At 40.2% G+C, this 21416-nt stretch carries 15 protein-coding genes; 13 read left to right on the top strand and 2 right to left on the bottom strand.

All coding sequences use genetic code 11. From position 1 onward, the window contains the following. Positions 1-121: 121 nt before the first annotated feature. Together FJX03_07035 and FJX03_07030 are read right to left on the bottom strand one after the other, a co-directional pair. Positions 122-1990: a 30S ribosomal protein S1 gene (locus FJX03_07035; GenBank protein ID MBM3633437.1), complete on the bottom strand. Its 1869-nt coding sequence runs from the start codon at positions 1988-1990 to the stop codon at positions 122-124. Between the two features lie 50 nt (positions 1991-2040). Further along, on the bottom strand, positions 2041-2697 hold the full coding sequence (locus FJX03_07030; GenBank protein MBM3633436.1) for a (d)CMP kinase: 657 nt from the start codon (positions 2695-2697) through the stop codon (positions 2041-2043). Between the two features lie 154 nt (positions 2698-2851). Here FJX03_07030 and FJX03_07025 point away from each other — a divergent pair, with 154 nt between their 5' ends. The 13 genes from FJX03_07025 (at position 2852) to FJX03_06965 (ending at position 21312) form a co-directional block, all read left to right on the top strand. After that, the gene (locus FJX03_07025) at positions 2852-3988 is read left to right on the top strand and encodes a glycosyltransferase family 4 protein (GenBank protein MBM3633435.1); all 1137 of its coding nucleotides are present in this window, start codon (positions 2852-2854) and stop codon (positions 3986-3988) included. Positions 3989-4076: 88 nt separating this feature from the next. Next, a complete protein-coding gene (locus FJX03_07020; protein ID MBM3633434.1) occupies positions 4077-5363 on the top strand; it encodes a lipoprotein-releasing ABC transporter permease subunit in 1287 nt (428 codons plus the stop codon). Continuing rightward, positions 5360-6037, top strand: a complete 678-nt coding sequence (locus tag FJX03_07015) for an ABC transporter ATP-binding protein (GenBank protein MBM3633433.1) — start codon at positions 5360-5362, stop codon at positions 6035-6037. The genes FJX03_07020 and FJX03_07015 overlap by 4 nt, the downstream gene beginning before the upstream one ends. A 28-nt stretch (positions 6038-6065) precedes the next feature. After that, positions 6066-7358 carry a proline--tRNA ligase gene (locus FJX03_07010; protein MBM3633432.1) on the top strand — a complete coding sequence of 431 codons (1293 nt, stop codon included), beginning with the start codon at positions 6066-6068 and terminating at the stop codon, positions 7356-7358. A gap of 209 nt (positions 7359-7567) precedes the next feature. Further along, positions 7568-8728 (top strand): FtsX-like permease family protein, encoded by a 1161-nt coding sequence (locus tag FJX03_07005; protein ID MBM3633431.1) that lies wholly within the window; start codon positions 7568-7570, stop codon positions 8726-8728. 13 nt (positions 8729-8741) lie between these two features. Beyond that, positions 8742-9461 carry an ABC transporter ATP-binding protein gene (locus FJX03_07000; protein MBM3633430.1) on the top strand — a complete coding sequence of 240 codons (720 nt, stop codon included), beginning with the start codon at positions 8742-8744 and terminating at the stop codon, positions 9459-9461. After that, complete coding sequence (locus tag FJX03_06995; GenBank protein MBM3633429.1) at positions 9451-10506, top strand: biotin/lipoyl-binding protein; 1056 nt, start codon at positions 9451-9453, stop codon at positions 10504-10506. The genes FJX03_07000 and FJX03_06995 overlap by 11 nt, the downstream gene beginning before the upstream one ends. Continuing rightward, on the top strand, positions 10503-11987 hold the full coding sequence (locus FJX03_06990) for an efflux transporter outer membrane subunit (protein ID MBM3633428.1): 1485 nt from the start codon (positions 10503-10505) through the stop codon (positions 11985-11987). Before FJX03_06995 ends, FJX03_06990 begins: the two co-directional genes overlap by 4 nt. Positions 11988-12193: 206 nt before the next feature. After that, positions 12194-12901, top strand: coding sequence for a hypothetical protein (locus tag FJX03_06985; GenBank protein ID MBM3633427.1), 708 nt, complete (start codon positions 12194-12196; stop codon positions 12899-12901). 83 nt (positions 12902-12984) lie between these two features. Beyond that, positions 12985-15666, top strand: a complete 2682-nt coding sequence (locus tag FJX03_06980) for a hypothetical protein (protein ID MBM3633426.1) — start codon at positions 12985-12987, stop codon at positions 15664-15666. A 538-nt stretch (positions 15667-16204) separates the two neighbouring features. Next, a complete protein-coding gene (locus FJX03_06975) occupies positions 16205-16939 on the top strand; it encodes a hypothetical protein (GenBank protein ID MBM3633425.1) in 735 nt (244 codons plus the stop codon). A gap of 147 nt (positions 16940-17086) precedes the next feature. Next, positions 17087-18928, top strand: a complete 1842-nt coding sequence (locus tag FJX03_06970) for a hypothetical protein (GenBank protein ID MBM3633424.1) — start codon at positions 17087-17089, stop codon at positions 18926-18928. A gap of 581 nt (positions 18929-19509) precedes the next feature. After that, entirely contained in the window at positions 19510-21312 is a 1803-nt protein-coding gene (locus FJX03_06965) for a hypothetical protein (GenBank protein ID MBM3633423.1), read from the top strand. Positions 21313-21416 lie beyond the last annotated feature (104 nt).

The following is a 21416-nucleotide window of genomic DNA, read 5'->3' as shown; positions in this document are numbered from 1 at the left end:
TCAGAAGTTTATGATTTTTGTAACTTAAAGTGCTCAAGTAAAAAATATTTAAAAAACAAAAAGAGACCCAAATAATTCAGGATTCCCTCTCCCCTACTCGGGAGAGGGAAAACATTACCTATTATTTCTTTTTGGCAGCAGGCTTCTTAGCAGAAGGTGCCTTTTCCTTTTTAGCTGCAGCTGATTCATTTTCTTCCCCACCTGCATCCTTTTTTGCTGCTTTTGGTGCGGCTTCCTTCTTTGCAGGCTTTTCAGCTGAGCTTTCCTTAGCTTTAGCCTTTGCCTTGTTCATTGCGGCTCCTAGAATATCTCCTAGACTTGCCCCACTGTCGGAAGAACCAAATTCAGACATTACTTGCTTTTCTTCGTCAATTTCTCGTGCCTTAATTGAGAGAATGACCTTGCGACTTACTCTGTCAATAGAAGCGACTTTTGCGTCAACTTTCTCGCCAACAGCAAATCGATCTGGACGTTGCCAGTCACGGTCACGAGAGAGGTCAGCCTTGCGGATAGAACCTGTAAGGCCGCCCTCAAGTTCGACTTCAATTCCTTTGTCTTGAATTGAGGAAATGGTCCCGGTTACAACGTCACCTTTTTTAATTCCTAAGGAGCTAGAAGAGAAAGTATCAGTTTCAAGTTGTTTAACACCAAGGCTGATTCGTTCTTTTTCTGCATCGATGTCCAGAACCTTAACTTTAATCATTTGGCCTTTTTTATACTCTGAAAGGGCTTCTTCTCCAGTTTTAGACCATGAAAGGTCGGTCAAATGTACCATCCCATCAAGATCATCAGAAACACCTACAAACAATCCAAATTCAGTTATATTTTTAACTTCGCCTTCAAGAATATCTCCTATAGGATGATTGTCTTTAAATTTTTGCCATGGATTGTCTTGGCATTGTTTGAGTCCAAGACTGATACGACGCTTATTCATATCCACATCTAAGACTTGAATTTCAACTTCTTGACTTGTTGAAAGAATTTTGCCGGGATGTATGTTTTTCTTAGTCCAGCTCATTTCTGTTACATAGATAAGGCCTTCTACGGCTGGTTCTAGTTCAACAAAAGCACCATAATCCGTTACGTTTGTTACAACACCTCGGCGACGACTGCCAATTTGGTAACGCTCTTCAACGCCTTTCCATGGATCTTCTTCCAATTGTTTCATGCCTAAGGATATGCGTTGATTCTCACGATTGAAGCGAATGACTTGAACTTGAATGCTCTCTCCCACTTTCAAGATATCGCTTGGATGATTTATGCGACGCCAGGAAATATCTGTGACGTGAAGCAATCCATCTACACCACCTAAGTCGATAAAGGCACCATAATCGGTTATATTCTTGACAACACCTGCCAAAATTTGACCTTCAGACAGGTTAGAAACCAACTCAGTTCTTGCTTCAGCGCGTGTTTCTTCAAGGACTGAACGACGGGAAACAACGATGTTACTGCGGGCTTTGTCCATCTTTAAAAGTTTAAAAGGCTGAACAATATTCATAAGAGGTGTGATATCGCGAATGGGGCGAATATCAACCTGACTACCGGGCAAGAAGGCAACAGCGCCGTCCAAATCTACAGCAAATCCGCCTTTAACTTTACCAAAAATTACACCGTTAACCAAAATACCTTCTTGATAAGATTTATCAAGTTCACCCCAAACAGCTTCACGGCGGGCTTTTTCAACGCTTAATAGGGCTTCGCCATTTTTATCTTCCATGCGTTCAACATATACATCTACAGTATCACCAACACGAATTTCAGCTGTACGGCCATGTCCTGTAAATTCCTTAACAGGGACTCGACCTTCGGATTTTAAGCCAACGTCAATAATAGCAATATCATTGTGTATGCCAACGATAAGGCCCTTTACTACACTGCCTTCAAAACTTTTTTTACCGGCAAGGGAGTCATCTAGAAGAGACGCGAAATCTTCTTTTGTAGAATCCATAGTATTGGTTGATTTTTCTGTATTTGATGTTTTTGTCATGTTAATGGTTAATCCTTAAAAAACACGGTTAGAGGTTAATAATGGTGGGACTACTCATCCCTTAAGTTTAAGCAACATAGAGCAACGTATTCTGCCGCTTTAGTACATGCTTCTTCAATTGTCAAGTCTGACGTATCAATTATAAAGGCATCAGGGGCAGGTGTCAAAGGCGCAATTTTCCGTGTTGAGTCCCGCGTATCTCTCTCTGCGATCTTTTTAGCAATAGCGGATAAATCCTCTTTGGTTTCTTTTGATGTGATTTCTGTTTCAAGCATACGTCGCTGATTTCGAATCTCTGAGCGTGCAGTAATAAACAATTTTCCCGTGGCCTCTGGGCAAATCACGGTACCAATATCACGTCCATCTAATATAGCTCCTTTATAAGGTGCCTTCACAGACTGGCAAAAATCCCTTTGAAATTTGTCGAGAATTTTGCGTGCCTCTTCAATAACGGCGACTTTCGATGCGATGGCAGCTATCTCTTCCCCTCTTAAATCAGGGTCTTGAACGTCTTCAATCGTAATTTCGCGAGCAATATTCGCGACAGCTTCTGCGTTTGTTGGATCAACATTTTTATACAAGACAGCTTTGGCAAGAGCTCTATATAGAAGACCTGTATCCAGGTAGATGAGGTCAAATTTTATGGCTAAATATCCAGAAATTGTGCCCTTTCCGGCGCCAGCTGGTCCATCTACGGCTATGATCATACTTTTCCTTCGGGCATTTCTGTGGTTAATTTACCTCATTTTATATCATAATTCATATGAATCTATTGCATAAAAAAAATCATTCTTTTTAAAATATGAGGGAATAATGTTAATTTTTAATTTCTGGGGAAGGTGTTGTTATTTTTAAATCTTTATGGTTAAGGTAACCTATAAAATCGAGGTTTATCACATGCATTTGGCCCTTATCATTTCTTCCCTACAGACCGGAGGCGCAGAACGTGTGCTTTCAGAATTAGCAAATGCGTGGAGTCTAAAAGGATACCAAATCTCCTTCATTACCCTTTCTGCAGAAGATGAAAAATCAATATATCCCCTAAATTCCCGAGTACAATTGTTCCCCCTCAATCAAGCATCATCGCACCATACGTCTTTCCTAGAGCGTTTAAAAAGGATCGCAAGGCGTATTTTTATCCTTAGAAAAACTTTAAAAAGTTTAAAACCAGATGCCATAATTTCATTTGTTGATGTAATGAATATTACAACAATATTGGCCTCCCGATTTCTAGAAATACCTGTCCTCGTCTCTGAGCGAACACATCCCGCCTACCACAAGCTGGCCTTTTTTTATAAAATACTACGGCGTTTGACGTACCCTTACGCCGATAAGGTGATTTTTCAAACAGATACGGCTTCGAATTATTTTTCAATATTGCCTCTGTCAAAAAAAGTGGTCATTCCCAATAGTATTAATAAACCTGTAAGGCAGAAAAAGTATGATGATATTATTAAACCTGTTCACCATATTGTTTCCGTAGGTCGTCTGTGCCCCAATAAGGGATTTCAAATTCTGATTAGGGCTTTTTCAAAAGTTTTGACTCAAAATCCAAATTTAAAGCTCACAATTTATGGGGAAGGGGAAATGCGTGCAAGCTTGGAGCAACTTATCAAAGAGCTTAATGTGGCCAACGCTGTTTTTCTTCCCGGAGTAATTCAAGACATTCAAACAGCGCTTATTGATGCAGATCTATTTGCTTTTCCATCATATTATGAGGGGTTTCCCAATGCACTATGTGAAGCTCTCGCCATAGGATTGCCGGTCATTGCTTCGAACTGCTCTGGAACCATAGATATTATTCAAGATGGTGTCGGGGGGCGGCTCTTTCCTGTAGGTGATGTCAATGCATTGGCAGATCTCTTACAAGAATTAATCACCGATATTTCTCAACGTGTAATGCTGTCTGAGAAGGCTCAGCACGTCATTGAGCGCTTTAGTCATACTTCTGTGATGAAACGCTGGGAGGATGTTCTTTTTCAAGTTATAAATCGTTGAAGGGGATATCCCAACTCTCGAAACTGTGTTAGGTATTTAATCATGATTTTAGTGACGATTAAAAGTCATCAAGAATGAACGGGGTCTCATGTTTTCTTTATTTGAACGTATCGTTGCTTACAGATATTTACGCTCTCCTCGTCAAGAAGGCTTTATTTCGGTAATCGCAGGTTTCTCCTTTGTAGGTATTGCCTTAGGAGTGGCGACTTTGATTATTGTTATGTCGGTTATGAATGGCTTCCGGCACGAGCTTTTGACTCGAATTATTGGAATGAATGGCCATATTACGATTCAAGCGCCTGGGGGGGCATTAATGAATTTTGATGATTTAGCTGCGAAAGCCCGCACAATTTCTGGAGTCAAGTCCGTATTGCCAGTGGTAGCTCAGCAAGCCGTCGTTATGTTTCGCTCACAAGCTCAGGGAGCTGTTGTGCATGGGGTGAGAGCGGAAGATCTAAAAAAACGGGATATTATTGCTCAAAATATTAGAGCTGGAAATCTTGAATCTTTTGGAAAAATAGATGATTCCAAACATCCAAGCGATACCGTTGTTATGGGGCGCCGCATGGCCGAAGGTTTGGGTTTAAAAATTGGAGATCGCTTTAATCTTGTGAGTCCCCAAGGAAATATGACCGCTTTTGGGACTATGCCTCGTCAAAAAAGTGTTACATTGATAGGCGTGTTTGAAGTTGGGTTGCTTGAGTATGATAAATCTGTAATTTTCATGCCTTTGGAAACAGCCCAAAGTTTTTTCAAACTTGGGCAAGCAGAGGGAGCGGGAGAACCTAAAGGTGTTTCTTATTTAGAAATTTTTGTCGATATCCCGGACAAAGTTGCTGAATATGGCTTTTTGATTCAGCATATTTTAGGAAATAAAATTGTTGTTTCTGATTGGCAACATATGAGCAGTACCCTCTGGCAGGTGGTAAAAGTAGAACGAAACGTGATGTTTATTATTTTGACGCTCATTATTTTGATCGCTGCCTTTAACATTGTTTCGGGTCTAATAATGTTGGTTAAGGACAAAATGCGCGACATTGCCATTATGCGGACCATGGGGGCAACACGGTGGACTATTTTAAGAATTTTCTTTTTAACAGGAGCCACAATAGGTATTATGGGGACCCTTACAGGCGTTGCAGGGGGACTCGCTTTCGCCCTCAATATTGAAACCATTCGTAAATGGCTTGAGCGTTTGTTGGATATGGAACTTTTTAATGCTGAAATCTACTTTCTTACCCAAATGCCTTGTAAAGTCGATTCGGGCGATGTAACAGCAACAATTTGTATGGCTTTGGGATTGTCATTTTTAGCAACATTATACCCCGCTTGGCGTGCAGCACGCCTTGACCCTGTGGAGGCATTACGACAATGACAGCAACCTTAGAATTACAAAATGTCACCCGCAATTTTGAACAAGGCGAAGAAACAATCAATGTTTTAAGAGGTATTGATCTTTCGATTGCACCGGGTGAAATTGTTGCACTTGTGGGCCCAAGTGGGGCTGGAAAAACAACTCTTCTGCAGATCGCTGGTTTATTGGAATTGCCCAGCAGTGGTAACGTTATCATGAATGGTGAAAATTGTAATAATTTATCTGACAAAGCTCGTACCGACTTGCGCCGTGAATTTGCGGGATTTGTTTATCAATTCCATTATTTGCTTCAGGAATTTTCCGCGATGGAAAATGTCATGCTGCCAGGTCTTATTGCTGGATATACTCGTCGTGCGTGTAAAGAACGGGCAGAAGAATTGTTGGAAAAATTGGGATTGAGCCATCGACTCAATCATCGGCCCAAAAAGCTTTCAGGAGGTGAACAACAACGAGTTGCTATTGCGCGAGCCATTGCAAATCGTCCTAAAATATTGCTTGCGGATGAGCCTACCGGAAACCTCGACATGACTACAGCTGAAATTGTTTTTAAGGAAATGATTAAGCTGGTTAGAGATACTGGTTTATCAGCGTTAATTGCAACACACAATTTAGATTTGGCTGCTAAAATGGATCGCTCAGTTCGATTGGTTGAAGGTAAGCTAAAGGTATTATAGTCCCGTATTATTTCAAGGAACCCCAGCTATGCGTTTATCAAAATATTTTCTCCCCACCCTAAAAGAAGTGCCTGCAGAAGCACAGATTGCTTCTCATCGCCTGATGTTGAGGGCTGGCATGATTAATCAGACGACTTCGGGAATCTATACATGGCTCCCTATGGGGTTACGGGTTATGGAAAAGATTGAGAAAATAATATGTGAAGAACAAGACCGTATTGGATGTCATAAAGTTCTGATGCCCACCATACAACCTGCAGAACTTTGGCGGATTAGCGGGCGCTATGATGATTATGGTAAGGAGATGCTCAGATTTACAGATCGCCATGAACGAGAAATGCTTTATGGCCCAACAAATGAAGAAGTTATCACTGATATTATTCACCAATACCTCAAAAGCTATCGTCAGGTTCCACAAGTTTTATATCAGATTCAATGGAAATTTAGAGATGAAGTTCGACCGCGCTTTGGGGTTATGCGGGGGCGCGAATTTTTGATGAAAGATGGTTACTCTTTCGATATTGATTTTGAGAGTGCAAAGAAGACTTATGAGCGCATATTTGAGTCGTACTTACGGACATTTGCTCGAATGAACCTAACAGCTATCCCTGTTAAAGCTGATAGCGGGGCAATAGGGGGAGATATGAGTCATGAATTCCAAATTGTGGCTCCCACCGGAGAAAGTGCAATTTATTATGATGTTGCTTTTGATAATTTAACTCTCGAGCAAATGACGTTACAAAATGTGGAAGGTCTGTACGCGGCCGCGGATGAGAAACACGATTCCGCAACATGTCCCTTACCTGCAGATAAGATAAAATGCGCACGGGGTATTGAGATTGGTCATATTTTTTATTTTGGCACGAAATACTCTGAACCTTTGGGTGCGAAAGTTGTTGGGTCAGATGGAAAAATGATTACTTTGGAGATGGGATCCTACGGAATAGGAGTCTCTCGCCTTGTTGCTGCCATTATTGAGGCAAATCATGATGAACAAGGAATTAAATGGCCAGAATCTGTGGCTCCTTTTCGCGTCGGTTTGTTAAATCTTAAAGTGGGTGATAAGCGAGCCGAAACACTTGCTGAATCTTTATATCACAAGTTGGGCGAGCAAAATGTTGAAGTTTTATATGATGATCGTGACGAGCGTGCCGGGACAAAATTTGCGGATATGGACTTAATTGGTTTGCCTTGGCAGCTCATTATAGGGACAAAAACGGTTGAGGCGGGAATTGTAGAGCTAAAAAATCGCTTTACAGGAGAAAGAGAAGAATTACAACTTGAAGTTGCTTTAAATCGTTTAATAGGTAAGTCTGTCTAATCGGTCATACCTGTCATTCAAGAGATGTAAATAGGAATTAAAGGGGGCCCCATGAGAGGTCCACTTTCACCCTAACATAACTCGCTATTATTCTATTGCTAACAGTTTCGTAATGCATGTCCATAAATATCCAAACATTAATTCCCTTTTAATTTTAGATAAATTGTAAGTAAGATACACTATGTCTGCTTAAGTAATGAAGATTTACTATGTATTATGTTGCCTTTAGGATGCTTGTGGGGGATCGAGGAAAATATTTGGGTATCATTATCGGCATTTCGTTTGCTGCTCTCATCATGACGCAGCAACCCAGTATTTTTGTGGGGGCATTAACGAGAACTTATAGTTTTATTACGGATATTAGTTTGCCGGATATTTGGGTGATGGACCCTAAAGTTCAATTCATTGATGATAATAAACCTATGCCGAGCACGTATCTTTATCGAGTTGCGGGAGTGGAGGGTATTGAGTGGGCAAAGCCGCTTTTCAAGGGAACAATTCAAGCGCGTCTTTCCAATGGGGCCTTTCAAGCTTGTAATTTAATAGGAATTGATGATGCGACCCTAATTGGGGGGCCTGCTGAAATGTTTCAAGGGAATGTTGAAGATTTACGCAGGAATGATAGTGTTATAGTTAATTTAGAAGGTGCTCGAACCAAATTAGCAGCCCCGCCCTTGTATCCTGGTGGCCCGAGAGAACCTCTGAAGGTGGGGGATACTCTGGAATTAAATGATCACTATGTTGTTAATGTTGGTATTGCCATTACAACGCGAACATTTCAGTCACAGCCGGTAATATACACAACCTATTCCCGGGCAACGCAATATGCTCCTGCCCAAAGAAACGTTTTGTCTTTTGTTCTGGTGAAAGTAAAGCCTGGTGAAAATATCAAAGTTGTAGCTAAACGTATTCGAGAGAGAACAAAATTAGCGGCCTATACCCGTGATGAATTCATTGATATTTCTGTTAATTATTATTTAAAAAATACGGCACTGCCTATTAATTTTGGCACTTCTGTTCTCATGGGCTTCTTGATTGGCGCTGCGGTTGCGGGTCAAACTTTTTTCAATTTTACAATGGAAAACTTGCGGTATTTTGGTGTTCTAAAGGCCATGGGTACCAGTCAAAGAACCCTTGTAACAATGATATTAAGTCAGGCTGGATTAGTTGGTTTTGTAGGATACGGTATTGGGTTAGGGGCAACTAGTTTTTTTGCTTGGTTAACAAACAATTCTGTTTTGGCTTTTCGCTTCACTTGGCAGCTCTTTTTGCTAAGTATTATTGGCGTAATGATAATTTGCACATTTGCAGCGTTAATTAGTATTCGCAAGGTTTTTAAACTTGAGGCTGCTGTCGTGTTTAAAAGTTAAGGGTAGCTTTATCATGGGTCAAACAAAATACGCTGTTCAATGTCAAAATATTCGGAAAACCTATGGGGTAGGTAATAACCAAGTTCAAGCATTACGGGGGGTAAACCTAGACGTTATTGAAGGGGAGCTTTTGATTTTAGCGGGTCCATCAGGATGTGGAAAAACGACTCTTATATCTATTATTGCGGGTATTTTAGAGCAGACTGAGGGAGACTGTCGAGTTTATGGGGAAGATGTTAATAACTTGATTGAGCAGCACCGGCTTCTTTTTCGTGCCCAAAATGTTGGTTTTGTGTTTCAGCAATTCAATCTCATGCCAACATTAACTGCGGCTGAAAATGTTTCTATTCCCCTTATTATAAATGGAGTTCTTTTGAAAGAAGCCATCCAGCGGGCAACACTCCTATTGGGAAAGATGGGCCTGGAAGGACGGCAAGAATCCTTACCAGGCCAGTTGTCAGGGGGACAACAGCAACGTGTGGCTATTGCACGGGCCATTATCCATGACCCGAAACTTGTTGTTTGTGATGAACCCACCAGTGCCTTAGATGCTGAAACGGGTCGTAAAGTCATGGAATTGATGAAGTCTTTGGCCACGGCCAAGGGTCGTACACTTGTTGTCGTTACACACGATGTACGCATTTTTGGTTTTGCAGACCGAATTGCTCAAATGGAAGATGGGCAAATTTTGAAAATTATTAAAGCGACAGAGGCGATGACACATGAATCTTAAGGCACTGATTAAACACATCTTTAATCTTTTATATGGGAAATTTCAGGTTTTACGTAAAAGTAAATATAGTTTTGATGTCATTTTAGGAACCATTGCTGTTATGGGAGTATTAGGTGGCCTGGTTCTCATATATGATGGCCGACGTCCTCCTCGAACAGCAGTGCCCTTAACGGCACCAGCGGCTTCATATTTTAAAAGTTTTATTGCGGGTTCTGGCCTTGTAGAAACAGAGAGTGAGAATATTGAATTGAGTACGTTAGTTGGTGGTGTGGTTGATAAAATTTTTGTTGATGTTGGTGCGCAAGTGAAAGCAGGTACACCCCTATTTTCGCTGGATAACCGGCAGGCCCAAGATGATATTGTGACGCAAAAAGCGACCGTGAACAAAGCCAAGGCAACGTTGAAGCAAATTGAAGCCTCCTTGAAAGATGCGAAAGATAAGTATGATCTGGCTCAAAATCTGAAAGATCGTCGTGCGATGAGTCAGGATGACTATTTAGCACGCCAAAATGCTTATTTGATAGCGCAGAATGCATCTCTCGCTGCTCAAGCGGATTTAAGCATTGCTGAAGCCTCTCTCAAACGAAGTCAAACCAATTTAGATATTTTGACGATAAAAGCACCTATAGACTGTGAAATTTTGCAAATTAATATTCATCCCGGAGAGTATGCGCAAGTGGGTCCCTTAACGACGCCCCTTATGTTGGTGGGGAATGTTAAGCAAACCCATGTTCGTATCAATATTGATGAAAATGATGCTTGGCGTTTTTCCCCCGGGGCATCTGCCATTGCTTATTTACGTGGCAACAGTGCTGTTCGAATTGAGTTAGAGTATGACCATGTTGAGCCGTATGTCCTCCCGAAGAGATCTTTAACAGGGGATTCGAGCGAACGAGTTGATATTCGCGTTCTTCAACCCATTTATCGATTTAAATCTAACCCACCGATCGCCGTTTATATCGGTCAGCAAGTTGATGTTTTCATTGAAGTCCCTGAATCTCTTTCTTATGAGAATGTTTTGAAATTGCAGGAAGCTGTTTTATGAGTAAGTACGTCAGCCTATCCCTTGTTTTTCTTGTTGCAAGTTGCGTTGGACCTGATTATGAACGCCCCATTACCGTAATTCCTTCAACATGGAAAAATTCCCTATCTTCTGCAACTGAAAGGCAAAAGCCCTGGGAAGTTATATGGTGGCAAAACTTTCATGATGAACAGCTTGAAAAGTTAATTGAAGATGCCGTAAAGAGTAATATGGATTACCAGACCGCCCTTGCTCGTATTCGTGAAGCCCGGGCGAGTTACTTAGGCGTGGTTGCAAACCTATTCCCGACCTTGAGGGGTATAGGTTCTGCGGGTCAATCTTACTCAGGTTCTAAAGTGCAAAGAAATTCGACTACCTTGACCTCCTCTTCAGGGGTGAATACATCAAATAATTCTCAATCAACAAATTCAAGCCAATATATGGCGGGATTTGATGCTACGTGGGAACTTGATTTTTTTGGAGGAGCAAAAAGAGCTGAGGAGAGTGCATTAGCCATTTTAGAGTCTGTTGAAGAGAATGCTCGAGCAATCCTATTAACCCTCCTTGCAGACGTTGCTCAGAACTATATTAATTTGCGTAGTGCTCAACAGCAGCGAGACGTGTTAAAAGAAATTGTGACTTTGTGGACAGAAAATCTAAAGTTACAGGCAAGTCTTGAGAAGACGGGTCTCAATAGTCAGATCACAACCCTAACGGCGCGAAGCGCACTTGATCAAGCCTCGGCTTTATTGCAGCCTCTTGAAGCAAGCATTAAAATTACCCTTCATCATTTGAGTATTTTGTTAGGAAAAGACCCCACAGCCCTCTATCCTCAACTTTTAACTGGGGGAGTTATTCCTTCTTCGTCAGAAAAAGTAATAGCAGGTCTTCCTTTTGAGCTGATAACTCGACGGCCAGATATTCGGGCAAGCGAAAAATTGTTAGCCTCTGCGACAGCGCAAATCGGCACAGCAAAAGCTGCATTGTTTCCCCAATTTCAATTAACAGGAAATTATGGTTTCCAAAGAAATCAACCTCGACATTTATTTAATTCAGGTAGTAACTTTTGGCAGTATGGATTGAGTTTTACCATTCCCATATTTGATTTTGGAAAAATTCAAGCCCAAATTGATGCAAAATATGCTCAAAAAGATGAAGCTTTGTTTGCATATCAGAAAAGCATACTCACAGCCCTTGAAGAGGTTGAAAATGGCTTAGTTTCTTATGCGACTGAATCGAAACGACATGACCAACTCAAAGAGCAAGTGACGAGCCTAGATCGCGTTTATAAACTCACTCTACATCGCTATAAAAGTGGATTAAACAGTTACTTAGATGTCATCCAGGCTAAATTGTCAGTCTTAAATGCCCAGCTTATGGCTCTTCAAAGTCAAACAACAGTTTCCTTAAATTTAGTGTCTCTTTATAAGGGGCTTGGGGGAGGTTGGGAAACATTTGAGGCGACAAATGTAGTAAATCTTTCGTCTTCCAATACCTGTGATTAGGCAGCATATAATTCCGATAAATTTGTCAGATAAGCAAAGATTGTTCCTCCAGTATATTTTCTTTTTTAAATTTCATTATAATTATTAATAAAATTTTAATTACTTGTGCGCTTTTCTTAAATTAGATACGCTATTTTTAGGATCTAATATAAAAGTCTTTTTATGGAAAATTGTGCATTTCAACTTTAACGAGAAAGACCGCGCTGATGAAGAAAATTTCTCTTGGGTTAGCATTATTCTGTTTTGGAGCCGCTTCAACGCTAGCAGATAATTGCCTGATAAAAACAGGTTTCACTGCCGGTGCGCAAGTTGGATACGTTCACAGTACAGGCACTTTTAATTCAAATTTTTATACACCGTTTCCTGTAGATACTACCGCATTTGTGTCCGGGACGGGCAGTAACTCATCTGCCCTATTTGGCGTCGTTGGGGGATATCGGGAAGTTTTTATGCCTGGATACACATTGGGCATTGATGTTTCGGCTAATTATGTGGGCTTAAGTGATATTCGTAAACAGTTTGTGCAAATCTCTTCAACATTCGTAAATCGCCTAAAACGCACCTACAACATTATTCCTAACGTAACATTAGGAACATTTCTGAGTAATAGATTTTTAGCAACATTAAGTATTGGTATGGGAGTGTCAAGATTTCACTTATTTGTTGATAATCGGGCAGGGGGCGTTACGGTTAGAGCCTCTTCCACACACATAAGTTTTGCGCCTTCATTAGGGTTTGAATATGCCACGACAGGGAATGTATCGCTTATTGGCAACGCCACTTACGAAATTTATAACAGGGTTAAAAACGTTTATAATTCACGAGTTGCTCCTGCATTACAAGGCAGCAACTATACAACCTCAATTAGTCCGCGCTACTTAACCTTAAAAGGTGGATTTGTATTTAAGTTTTAGGGCGAAAAAAGCGATTTATTGCTTCTGGGATGGCATATCCCACCTCGGTTGATCAGAAATACACAAGACAAGGAGACATAACGATGGATATGAAAAAAGCATACTCTTTAGCGGCTATGTTCATGCTCTCAACTCTTTGTGAAGCATCACAACAAAGTGTTCTCGCGCACCACGGAATTCATGTTGACCCCCATGCTGCTGCCCAACTTTATGAGCGAAAAGATATTGCAGCAAAACTTGCTTTGCAAGGGATGCCGGAGGGAGCTCATAATGATTTGGCAGGGTTTATAACGGTTCATGATTCCAATCCTATTCATACGCCCATTCCAGAAATTGCGGCACAACACAGGGCTGTCCAACAATTAACAGCATTCGGCATAACCTCCCCGAGCCCACAACAAGCGAAAGCATTATGTGACCAGAATCATGTGTTAGATGTATTTCGAACAGTCGTGCAACCGCTTGGCTATTCTTTATCAGCCTTTGAGTATAGAGATGCTCATAACGCAGCGTTACCCGGGACACAGCCTCTGGATATTGTTCATGGATATTTGGGGCAGAAAGCCCTGATGGCTTTAGGCAAAACGACACCAAGTGATGAAGAAATTAGGGCGAGCCGACATTTTGCAAAGGCTAGAATGCTTGATACAATGGGTGATTTATTGCCTTATGCTCTGTATCTCCAACAAAATCCGGATGGTCGTTTATCTGCAGCTATTCTAGAGCCATCTCTACCTCAAATGCGCGCAACGAAACTATTGCAGCAATCTGGCGTCGCATCGCCAACGGATGCGGAAATTAAAATGGTGGCGAAGTTGATAGGGGTCGATCAAACTTTGAATTCGGATGAAATCAGGGAAAGTCTTCGTTTAGCGGCCTTAAAAGCAGATCTTCAACCGGATCGTCTTCAAATTGAGGAGGGATTACGGCAAATCAAACTTGGACTAAGGGCAGGTCTAGAAGACATTACAGAAGGACTTCGACAAAAGGAAATGGGCATAACGGCTCCAGATTCTGAATTGCTGAAAGAAGGTATACGGCTAGCAAGAGATGAGGGACTGCCTGGTTGTACCCTTCAAGACTTAAGAGCCGCTTTCACACTTCAAAACCCAGGCGGTATACCTATTATTCAAAATCCTAATGCTGAGCAAGTACATGCTATGGCCTATATTATCGATATGGGTCTCCAAAAACCAGATGCTTCATTTGTGAATGCTGTTGCAACACTTCGAAATCCGGCGAAACTGAATATGAGCCACCCAGAAATGAAACATGTGCTTGGATATTTGCGCCTTGTTGATTTAAAAAAGACCAATCCCACGCGTTTCGATGTTGTGGCAATGGCACATCTCGTGAATCCGGATGGTTTGAATGAAAGCCCCAAAACACTTGAGCGGCTAGACCCTGTAATCTACCTTCAAAATACCTTATCTATAGAGGCACCCGCTGCAGCAGAGATCGATGCCGCTTTATATTTAATGTCTCCGGGTTGGGGAGCGGCGATTCTTCCTTTACCTAAAAAAGAAGACATTAAAGCGACAGTCTATTTGCGCACCCAAGCAATCGAGGGTGGTCTTGAAATAGCCAAACCTGACGCTGAGGATGTTGCTGTCGTGGCTCAATTACAAGATAAGGCGGGATTAAATTTGCCGTCCCCGACTCAAGCCCAAGTTGTTGCTGCTAAATTTTTGAAGTCACTTCCCCTCCCAGATTTTAAGGCAGATGACTTATCCGCTACTGTTGATCTTCAAAATGGGCACGGAGATGTCCCGGCGACTCCTCGACCAGATATCAAGACGATAAACGCTGCAAAATGTTTGCTGGGTCATCAACAAGGTGGCTATACAGCTCGGGATTTGGAAGCCACGAAATATCTGCAAACGGATCCGGGTAAGTTTTTAGGCACGCCCCCTCTTAAAAATCCAGATTGGGATCAAATCCAGGCAACGGTCCAACTTCGACGTACCTCAAATCGGGGCTTAGGAATTAAAAAGCCAACCTTAGCCCAAATCAATGGGATGGCATACCTTCAAAGGAGGCTGGGGGCAGCTCATCCGGCTTATCTTATTCCGAGTCTTGCGCAATTGAACGCCATTGTTCATTTGCAAGGTTCCCTTATCAATAAGGCAAATCCTTCCGAACAGGAAGTGCGGGCCACGATGGGGCTTCAAGCGCCTGCACCTGCAGGGGGATGGGGCTTTGGAGGGGGAAATGTTTTGGATGCGACGCCCTCTCTTGCTCGCATTGATGCCATGGTATATTTGCAAGATTGGCAACAGCCTGCTCGTCATGCTAGTCAGCCTACCCCGCAACCTACATTACCGCAAATTGATGCAGTGGCGAAAGGAGATGATCATCAAGAACGTAAGCGAGCTATAGCTATCGCCATTCAAGAAGGTTTTGCTGGACAACCAGTTGGCACCCTACCGTTGATTTTGGGGCATCTCAAAGATGTACAAGAGGGATATCACTATTTTCACTTGATTCCCTTAACGGATATTATTGCTATGCAAGGAGGAGGTGCTCCTCTGCCTGTTGCTTTAGAGCCGGTTCGAGACAGATTATTAAACCATACAGAGGGATCCCATACCCAACCGGGCACAACGGGTTTTAAAATAGCAAATGCTCATTTGGCTCACCTGAATCGCCTAAAGGGAGATGGAACTTTAGGGAAAGGTGAAATTGTCATGTCCATGGGATTGATACCAGATTTAACCAATCCTGGTGCAGTCATTATGGTGTCTTCAGGGAATTCAGCCGAATAAATTGATGTTAATAGACAAGGTGTATAACAATACCCATATCCATTATATTTTTGCAGATTCTAATAAGGATTTTGTAAGCTAATATATGTTATATACTGTTCACGAATAATTAATAAATTTTATAAATTTGGTATTAGATATTTCAAAATTATATTTATCAAAAAGTAAAAAATTGACTTCTAACGTTTTCACCACATCCTAAAGATTAAGAAAAATGTTAGTTAACTGTAAATTTGGGAAATAATAGGTAGCAAATCATTTTTCTCTTGGCGTTAAATTGTCGCAACTAACAAGATAGGATAATATAATTTCTAATTGTAAATTGTAATTTCATTAAAAAACAAGAGTATAAACCAAGAAAAAATTGTGGTCTATTTCCCCTTAAATTCGCGAAATGGCTAGTTCACTATATGAGGTATTTTTAGGCTTGTACGTAAAAGCTCTTTGGGTTAAGTTAACGAATAATGAACGAAAAAAAGTTCTTTAAAAGCTCATAGGTTGAGCATATTTGATTATCTATTTTAAGGAGACCAATTTAATGTTAAAGAAATCAGTAGTATATGGGGCGCTTTTAGCAACTGTTTGTATAACCCCATCCTTAGCACACTCATTTTACAAAACTGGCTTTTTAGCGGGCGCACAAGTTGGTGCTTCTTTCGGAAATGGAAAATTTAATTCCACATTTAATCCTCCAGCAATTGGGGGCGTAACAAGTACCTCTTTCAGTAGCTCAGCAAATAAAACGGCAGCATTATTTGGAATTTTGGCGGGATACCGTACTGTTTTCAATCAGGATTCAACTTTTGGTTTTAATATAGAAGCAAACGTATTTTCCAACAACCAGTTAGATAAACAATTTCAGTTCTTTGCTAATACACCTGCGGACAGCACAGTAAATAACCAATTAAAGAAAACTTATAGCATTATTCCCAGTGTAACTTTAGGTAAGGTATTTTGTGGGCGTTGGCATGCATCTTTAGGATTAGGTTTGGCCATCTCAAGGTTTAAGCAGACTGTAACGGGAGTTGCTGGTGCTGTTGTAGGTTCATCTGCTAGTGCAAATCAAAACAAAATTGGGATCGTCCCGTCTGTCGGTATTGAATATGCTGCTTCACCAAATGTTTCTTTTACAGGAAATTTAAGTTATGAAATTTATGGCAAAGTAAGCAAAACGTTTCAAGATGCTGCAAAATTTGGTACAGGTGCATCTTATTTATCATCAATTAAACCAAAATATTTAACACTTAAAGTTGGTGCAGTTTATAAATTTTAAGTATGTAATTTTTGGTTTTAAAGTTTAGAGTAATATTTTTTATGTTGAAATTAAAAAATAGATTCTTATATACACTATAACAATAAATACCTGGCTAAAATTTCAGGAATAATATTATTAATATTAATTATATAGAGGAAATAAAATATGAATATATCAAAGAAAATTGCATTAGGTCTTTTGATCTCATCAATTACACCAGCGACTTTTGCAATAGATAAAGCATTTTTGAAATGTGTGCCAGGTTTTGAAAATTTTGAGGGAACACCTAAACAAGCTACGCAGCTTGTTTCACGCCCAGATGCGGTAAGGCATGTGCGAAATCTGCCAGAACTTAATCGTCCTGATGCTCATTCGGTCTTAGCAGCTGTAAATGTTGCTCCAAAAGCACCGGCTGCTGTCATTGCAGATAAAGCTGCTGCAATTGATGAAGCTGTCAGAAATGGTAGTTTTGGTCTGGTTGATCATGATGGCCTAACGGCAGATGTTTTGCAAAAAATCTCTTTCCTACATGATGCGGGCCATGATGTTACTGACGCTCGTACAATTGCTGCTATACAAGATCCAATAATTTCTGAGTTAGTACTAACTCACCCTCTTTTCATGAAATCCCAAGTTCAAGCGTTTCAGGAATTAAAAGCCGTAAGAGATGGAACTGGGGTTAATCTTACTGTTAATGATACATTACCTGTTGTCGTAAAAGTTAAGCTTGCTAATATTGGCTACCAAGCCGCAGAAATTAATGCTGATCGTGAAGAGGCATTTGTGCAACTTGAAAAAGGTGAGTTAGCCGGTGGTGGAAATGCTCATGTTAAAATTGATAATCCTCAGAAAATTGATGTTGAAACTCTTCTGGCATTTTCAGCACGAGGTGAAGATAATCCGGCTTTAAATGATTTTAATTTAATTAAAAATCTTAGTCTAGCACTTAAGTCTAATCCTGAGACTTCTAAAACTGATATTAATAATGAGATTATTGAAATTGCTCTTAATTTAAGTCCGTTATCTGGTGACGAATCTTTTGATAAACTTGTCATTCTTTCCTATTATATTGAACATGAACTTGGTTATCCAGCTATTGCCCTTAATGCTGACAATAAGTTAACACCTAATTCTAAAATTCGTTTAGACCATGTCAGTAAGGCATTAGGAGAATTGGAGCGCCTTAATTTGATACGTGAAACTGGTAATGTGTTGATAGATATAATTCCTGCACAAGCTGATGCGGCTATGGAAATACTTGCAAATAAAGTTAAATTATTAGGCTCTGATAGAGAAATTACGACATCTGACATTGATGTAGTGAGTCGTTTCCGCGCTGATGAACGTTTGGCACGTCCAAGCACCTTACCTTTTTACACTGTGCCATTATATACTACTTCTCTAACAGAGAATACAGATGCTTGGGGTAACCCTGATGCTCCAACTGTTGTTGAATTGATGGGGCTTTCCCGCCTAACAGATGCTCAAGTTAACAAGGCACACATTAGTCCAGAAATTACAGATTTTGTTGGTAACTTACCGGATGCTGATGCTCTCGATGAGAATGTTAAGGGTGCATTGTTACTTATGAACAATCAATTAGGCCAAAATCCCTTAGCTGCGCCTAGTTTGAACCAAGTTCGTGCTGCTGGTTTGGCAGTTGCTGCGCCGGATGTTGGATTAGTTGAGGCCGTCGCTGCTGTCATGCAACGAGCAGAAGCTGCTCATCCTGGTGCAAATTATGTGCCTCGATTTAGCGCGAAAATTCTAAATCTTGATGATGGACATGGGAAGGCAGTTATTGAAATTACTCAACTTACTAATAATCCATTTACGGCTGATGCAGCACGCATTGATGTAAACCATGTAGCAATCATCGAGAGTGCAGATTTGGTTGCTGCTGCGGCAGGAATTAAGGCTGGTGATTATATATTTGGCGATGATGTAATTAATCACGCCGCTGCGAATCAAGTTGAACTAACTAACTTGGTTTCGTTAATTAAGTAATTTTAGCTAATTAACAATTTATGCCAGCTAGTTTAGACTAGCTGGCATTTTTTATATCATCTTTAAATGATTGTGCTCAGATTGCTCGATATACATTGCAGTCATTTCAGAATATCTTCTAATTTATTTATTTCACATTTAAAATTTACTATAAAAATAATTTTTAAACATATCACATTTTGTAAATGTTATCTTTTTTATTTACATTTTAAACTTAAGTCCTTCTAATGCCTCTCATTATATTTTTTTGTTAGCAATCTCTTAAGAGTTAATTTCAGATATCAAAGGCCATAGCATATCTCGAAATCTATATCGGCAAAAGCTCAGAATTTAAATGTAAAAATGTAAAATTTCTATTAATAAAAAAATCTATAAATTGATTCATTTTTTTAATTTTTTTTGAAGAAAAGTCTTTACAGCTCGCCGTAAAACACTTAGAAAGGAAAAGGGCATGCCGTGTGCATTTTCTCACGCATAATAGCGTAAAATTATAATGAAACAAACAGTTTTACGCTGTGGCTTTAAAAAATTCAACTTATGGTAAGTTGGTTTTAAGGTATTTACATAAAAGGATTTATATCATGAAAATAAATAAACTAAATTTAGTTTTGTTATCTTCCCTTATTGGCATTCATGCAATTCAAGCAGCTGAAAAGCAAGACAAATCATTAACTGATTCAGCTAGTACTAAGCTCACTGCGACGACGACAATGAGCCCTCTAAAAGCCGCCAAAGAAGCAAGAATGAGAAAGGCCCAAGAAGCAGCACAAAGATTAGGCCTATCCACAATGTCTGCATCCACACCCGTGCCAAGCACTGTTATGCAATCATCAGCTATACTATCTGATCCCATATTAGGTTCAACAACCACAGTTCCAGCAACAACAACTACCTCTTCTTCCTCTTCATCTTCATCTTCATCTAAATTAGATGCTTCCCGTGATTTTGGAGATGATAACGATGACGACAATTTATTGGGGCTATTGGCCACAAGTACACCTCCGAAAAGCACAACAAAAACGAAGTCTGATCATCAACAAAGTTTACGTCTTCTTGAAGAGCAGTTTAAAGCTGCTGAAGAAAAATCCCGCAAGGTGTTTCAAGGCAAAATAACCGATCTTTCAAAAGAATTACTTCATGTGCAAGCTGCCTTAACTGCTGCAAAAAAAGAAAATGGCGATAAAGACCAACAACTGGTAATCGTTCAAGGCCTACATGATACCCAAAAAGCAGAAGTAACAAGACTTCAAAGTGAATTAAAAGCTAAAAAAGATGAACTCGCAACTCTGGAAGCTAATGCTGCAAAAGGTTCTTCGGTAGTTGATGCTGAAAAAATTCAACAATTGACGGCAGAATTAGAAAAATCGAATAAAGAACTTGATGATTCAAAAGCACTTTTAAAAACACTTAACCAAGAAAACGATAGATTAGTCACGGATAAATTAAATTTGAAGGGCGAAATAGATGCTAAAGTGCAGTCATTAGCAAAGCTGACACAAGTTCAAGCTGATTTAACAGCTGCGAATCAGCGAGTCACGGAAGCGGACCGTTTGAAGGGCGTTGCTGAAACCGAATTGGTTGCTGCTAAGTTACGTCTTGCAGATGCTGAGCATTTAAAAGCCGAAGCTGAGGCCGCTAAAATTCAAGCTGAAGGAAAAAATAAGACGGATGGAGAAGTTATTGAAGCTCTTAAAAAGGACTTAGATCAAGCCCGACAATATGTTACTGAAGCGAAAGACAGATTAACGATAGTTGAGGAAGCTAGAGCTAAATTACAAGGGGAGTTTAATAAAGCCGAGGCTAATATTAAGACTCTTCAAGGAGCATTAACTACAGCCGAGAAAAAAAATACTGACTTGAAAGATAATTTATCCGATGCTGCCAATACCAAAGCAGCTGAGTTAAAAGCACAGCAAGTTAGACTCGAAAATGAGCATAATGCAGCTATGGAGGCAGCAGCGTCGTCTCATCGTGTACAGCTTGCAGAACGTGACGAAGAGCAAAATGAGATTTTAGTTGAATTTAGTAAAGTTTGTTTATCGCTAGCAAAAAATAAGCTTGGCCTTGGAGGTGATCAAAAACTTACTTTAGAACAAGTGCAAAATGCTCTTTCAGATAATCCTTTGTTTGCTGCAATGATGGTTAACGAAACTTTAAGGGATTTGCTATCTGAAACAGCTGAAGCGTTTTCAAATTCTACCCCCTTAAACAATTCCCAACTAGTTGCATCTGCTTCAAGCAGATCTCCTATCCTAGGGAATGATTCAGATGATGATGGTGCTGCAACAACGATAACTCAGGGAGCGAACAGTTCTAAAAAATCTAATCAGGCTGGAAATGGTAATGGCGGCCGAGGTGGTAAGAAGCGTGGTGGTAAAAAATAAATATCACGTTAGTTTACGTTCCAACTAAGATAAGCTATTAACTTAGTTTTAGGGCGATTATTATAAGAAATGAAAGGGAGGGGTTATACCCCTCCTTTTTTTTG

The sequence above is a fragment of the Alphaproteobacteria bacterium genome, assembly GCA_016870095.1.
Lineage (GTDB): Bacteria > Pseudomonadota > Alphaproteobacteria > Paracaedibacterales > VGCI01 > VGCI01.
The sequence above is the reverse complement of the archived record's forward strand: the minus strand, read 5'-3'. Positions and strand labels throughout refer to the sequence as shown.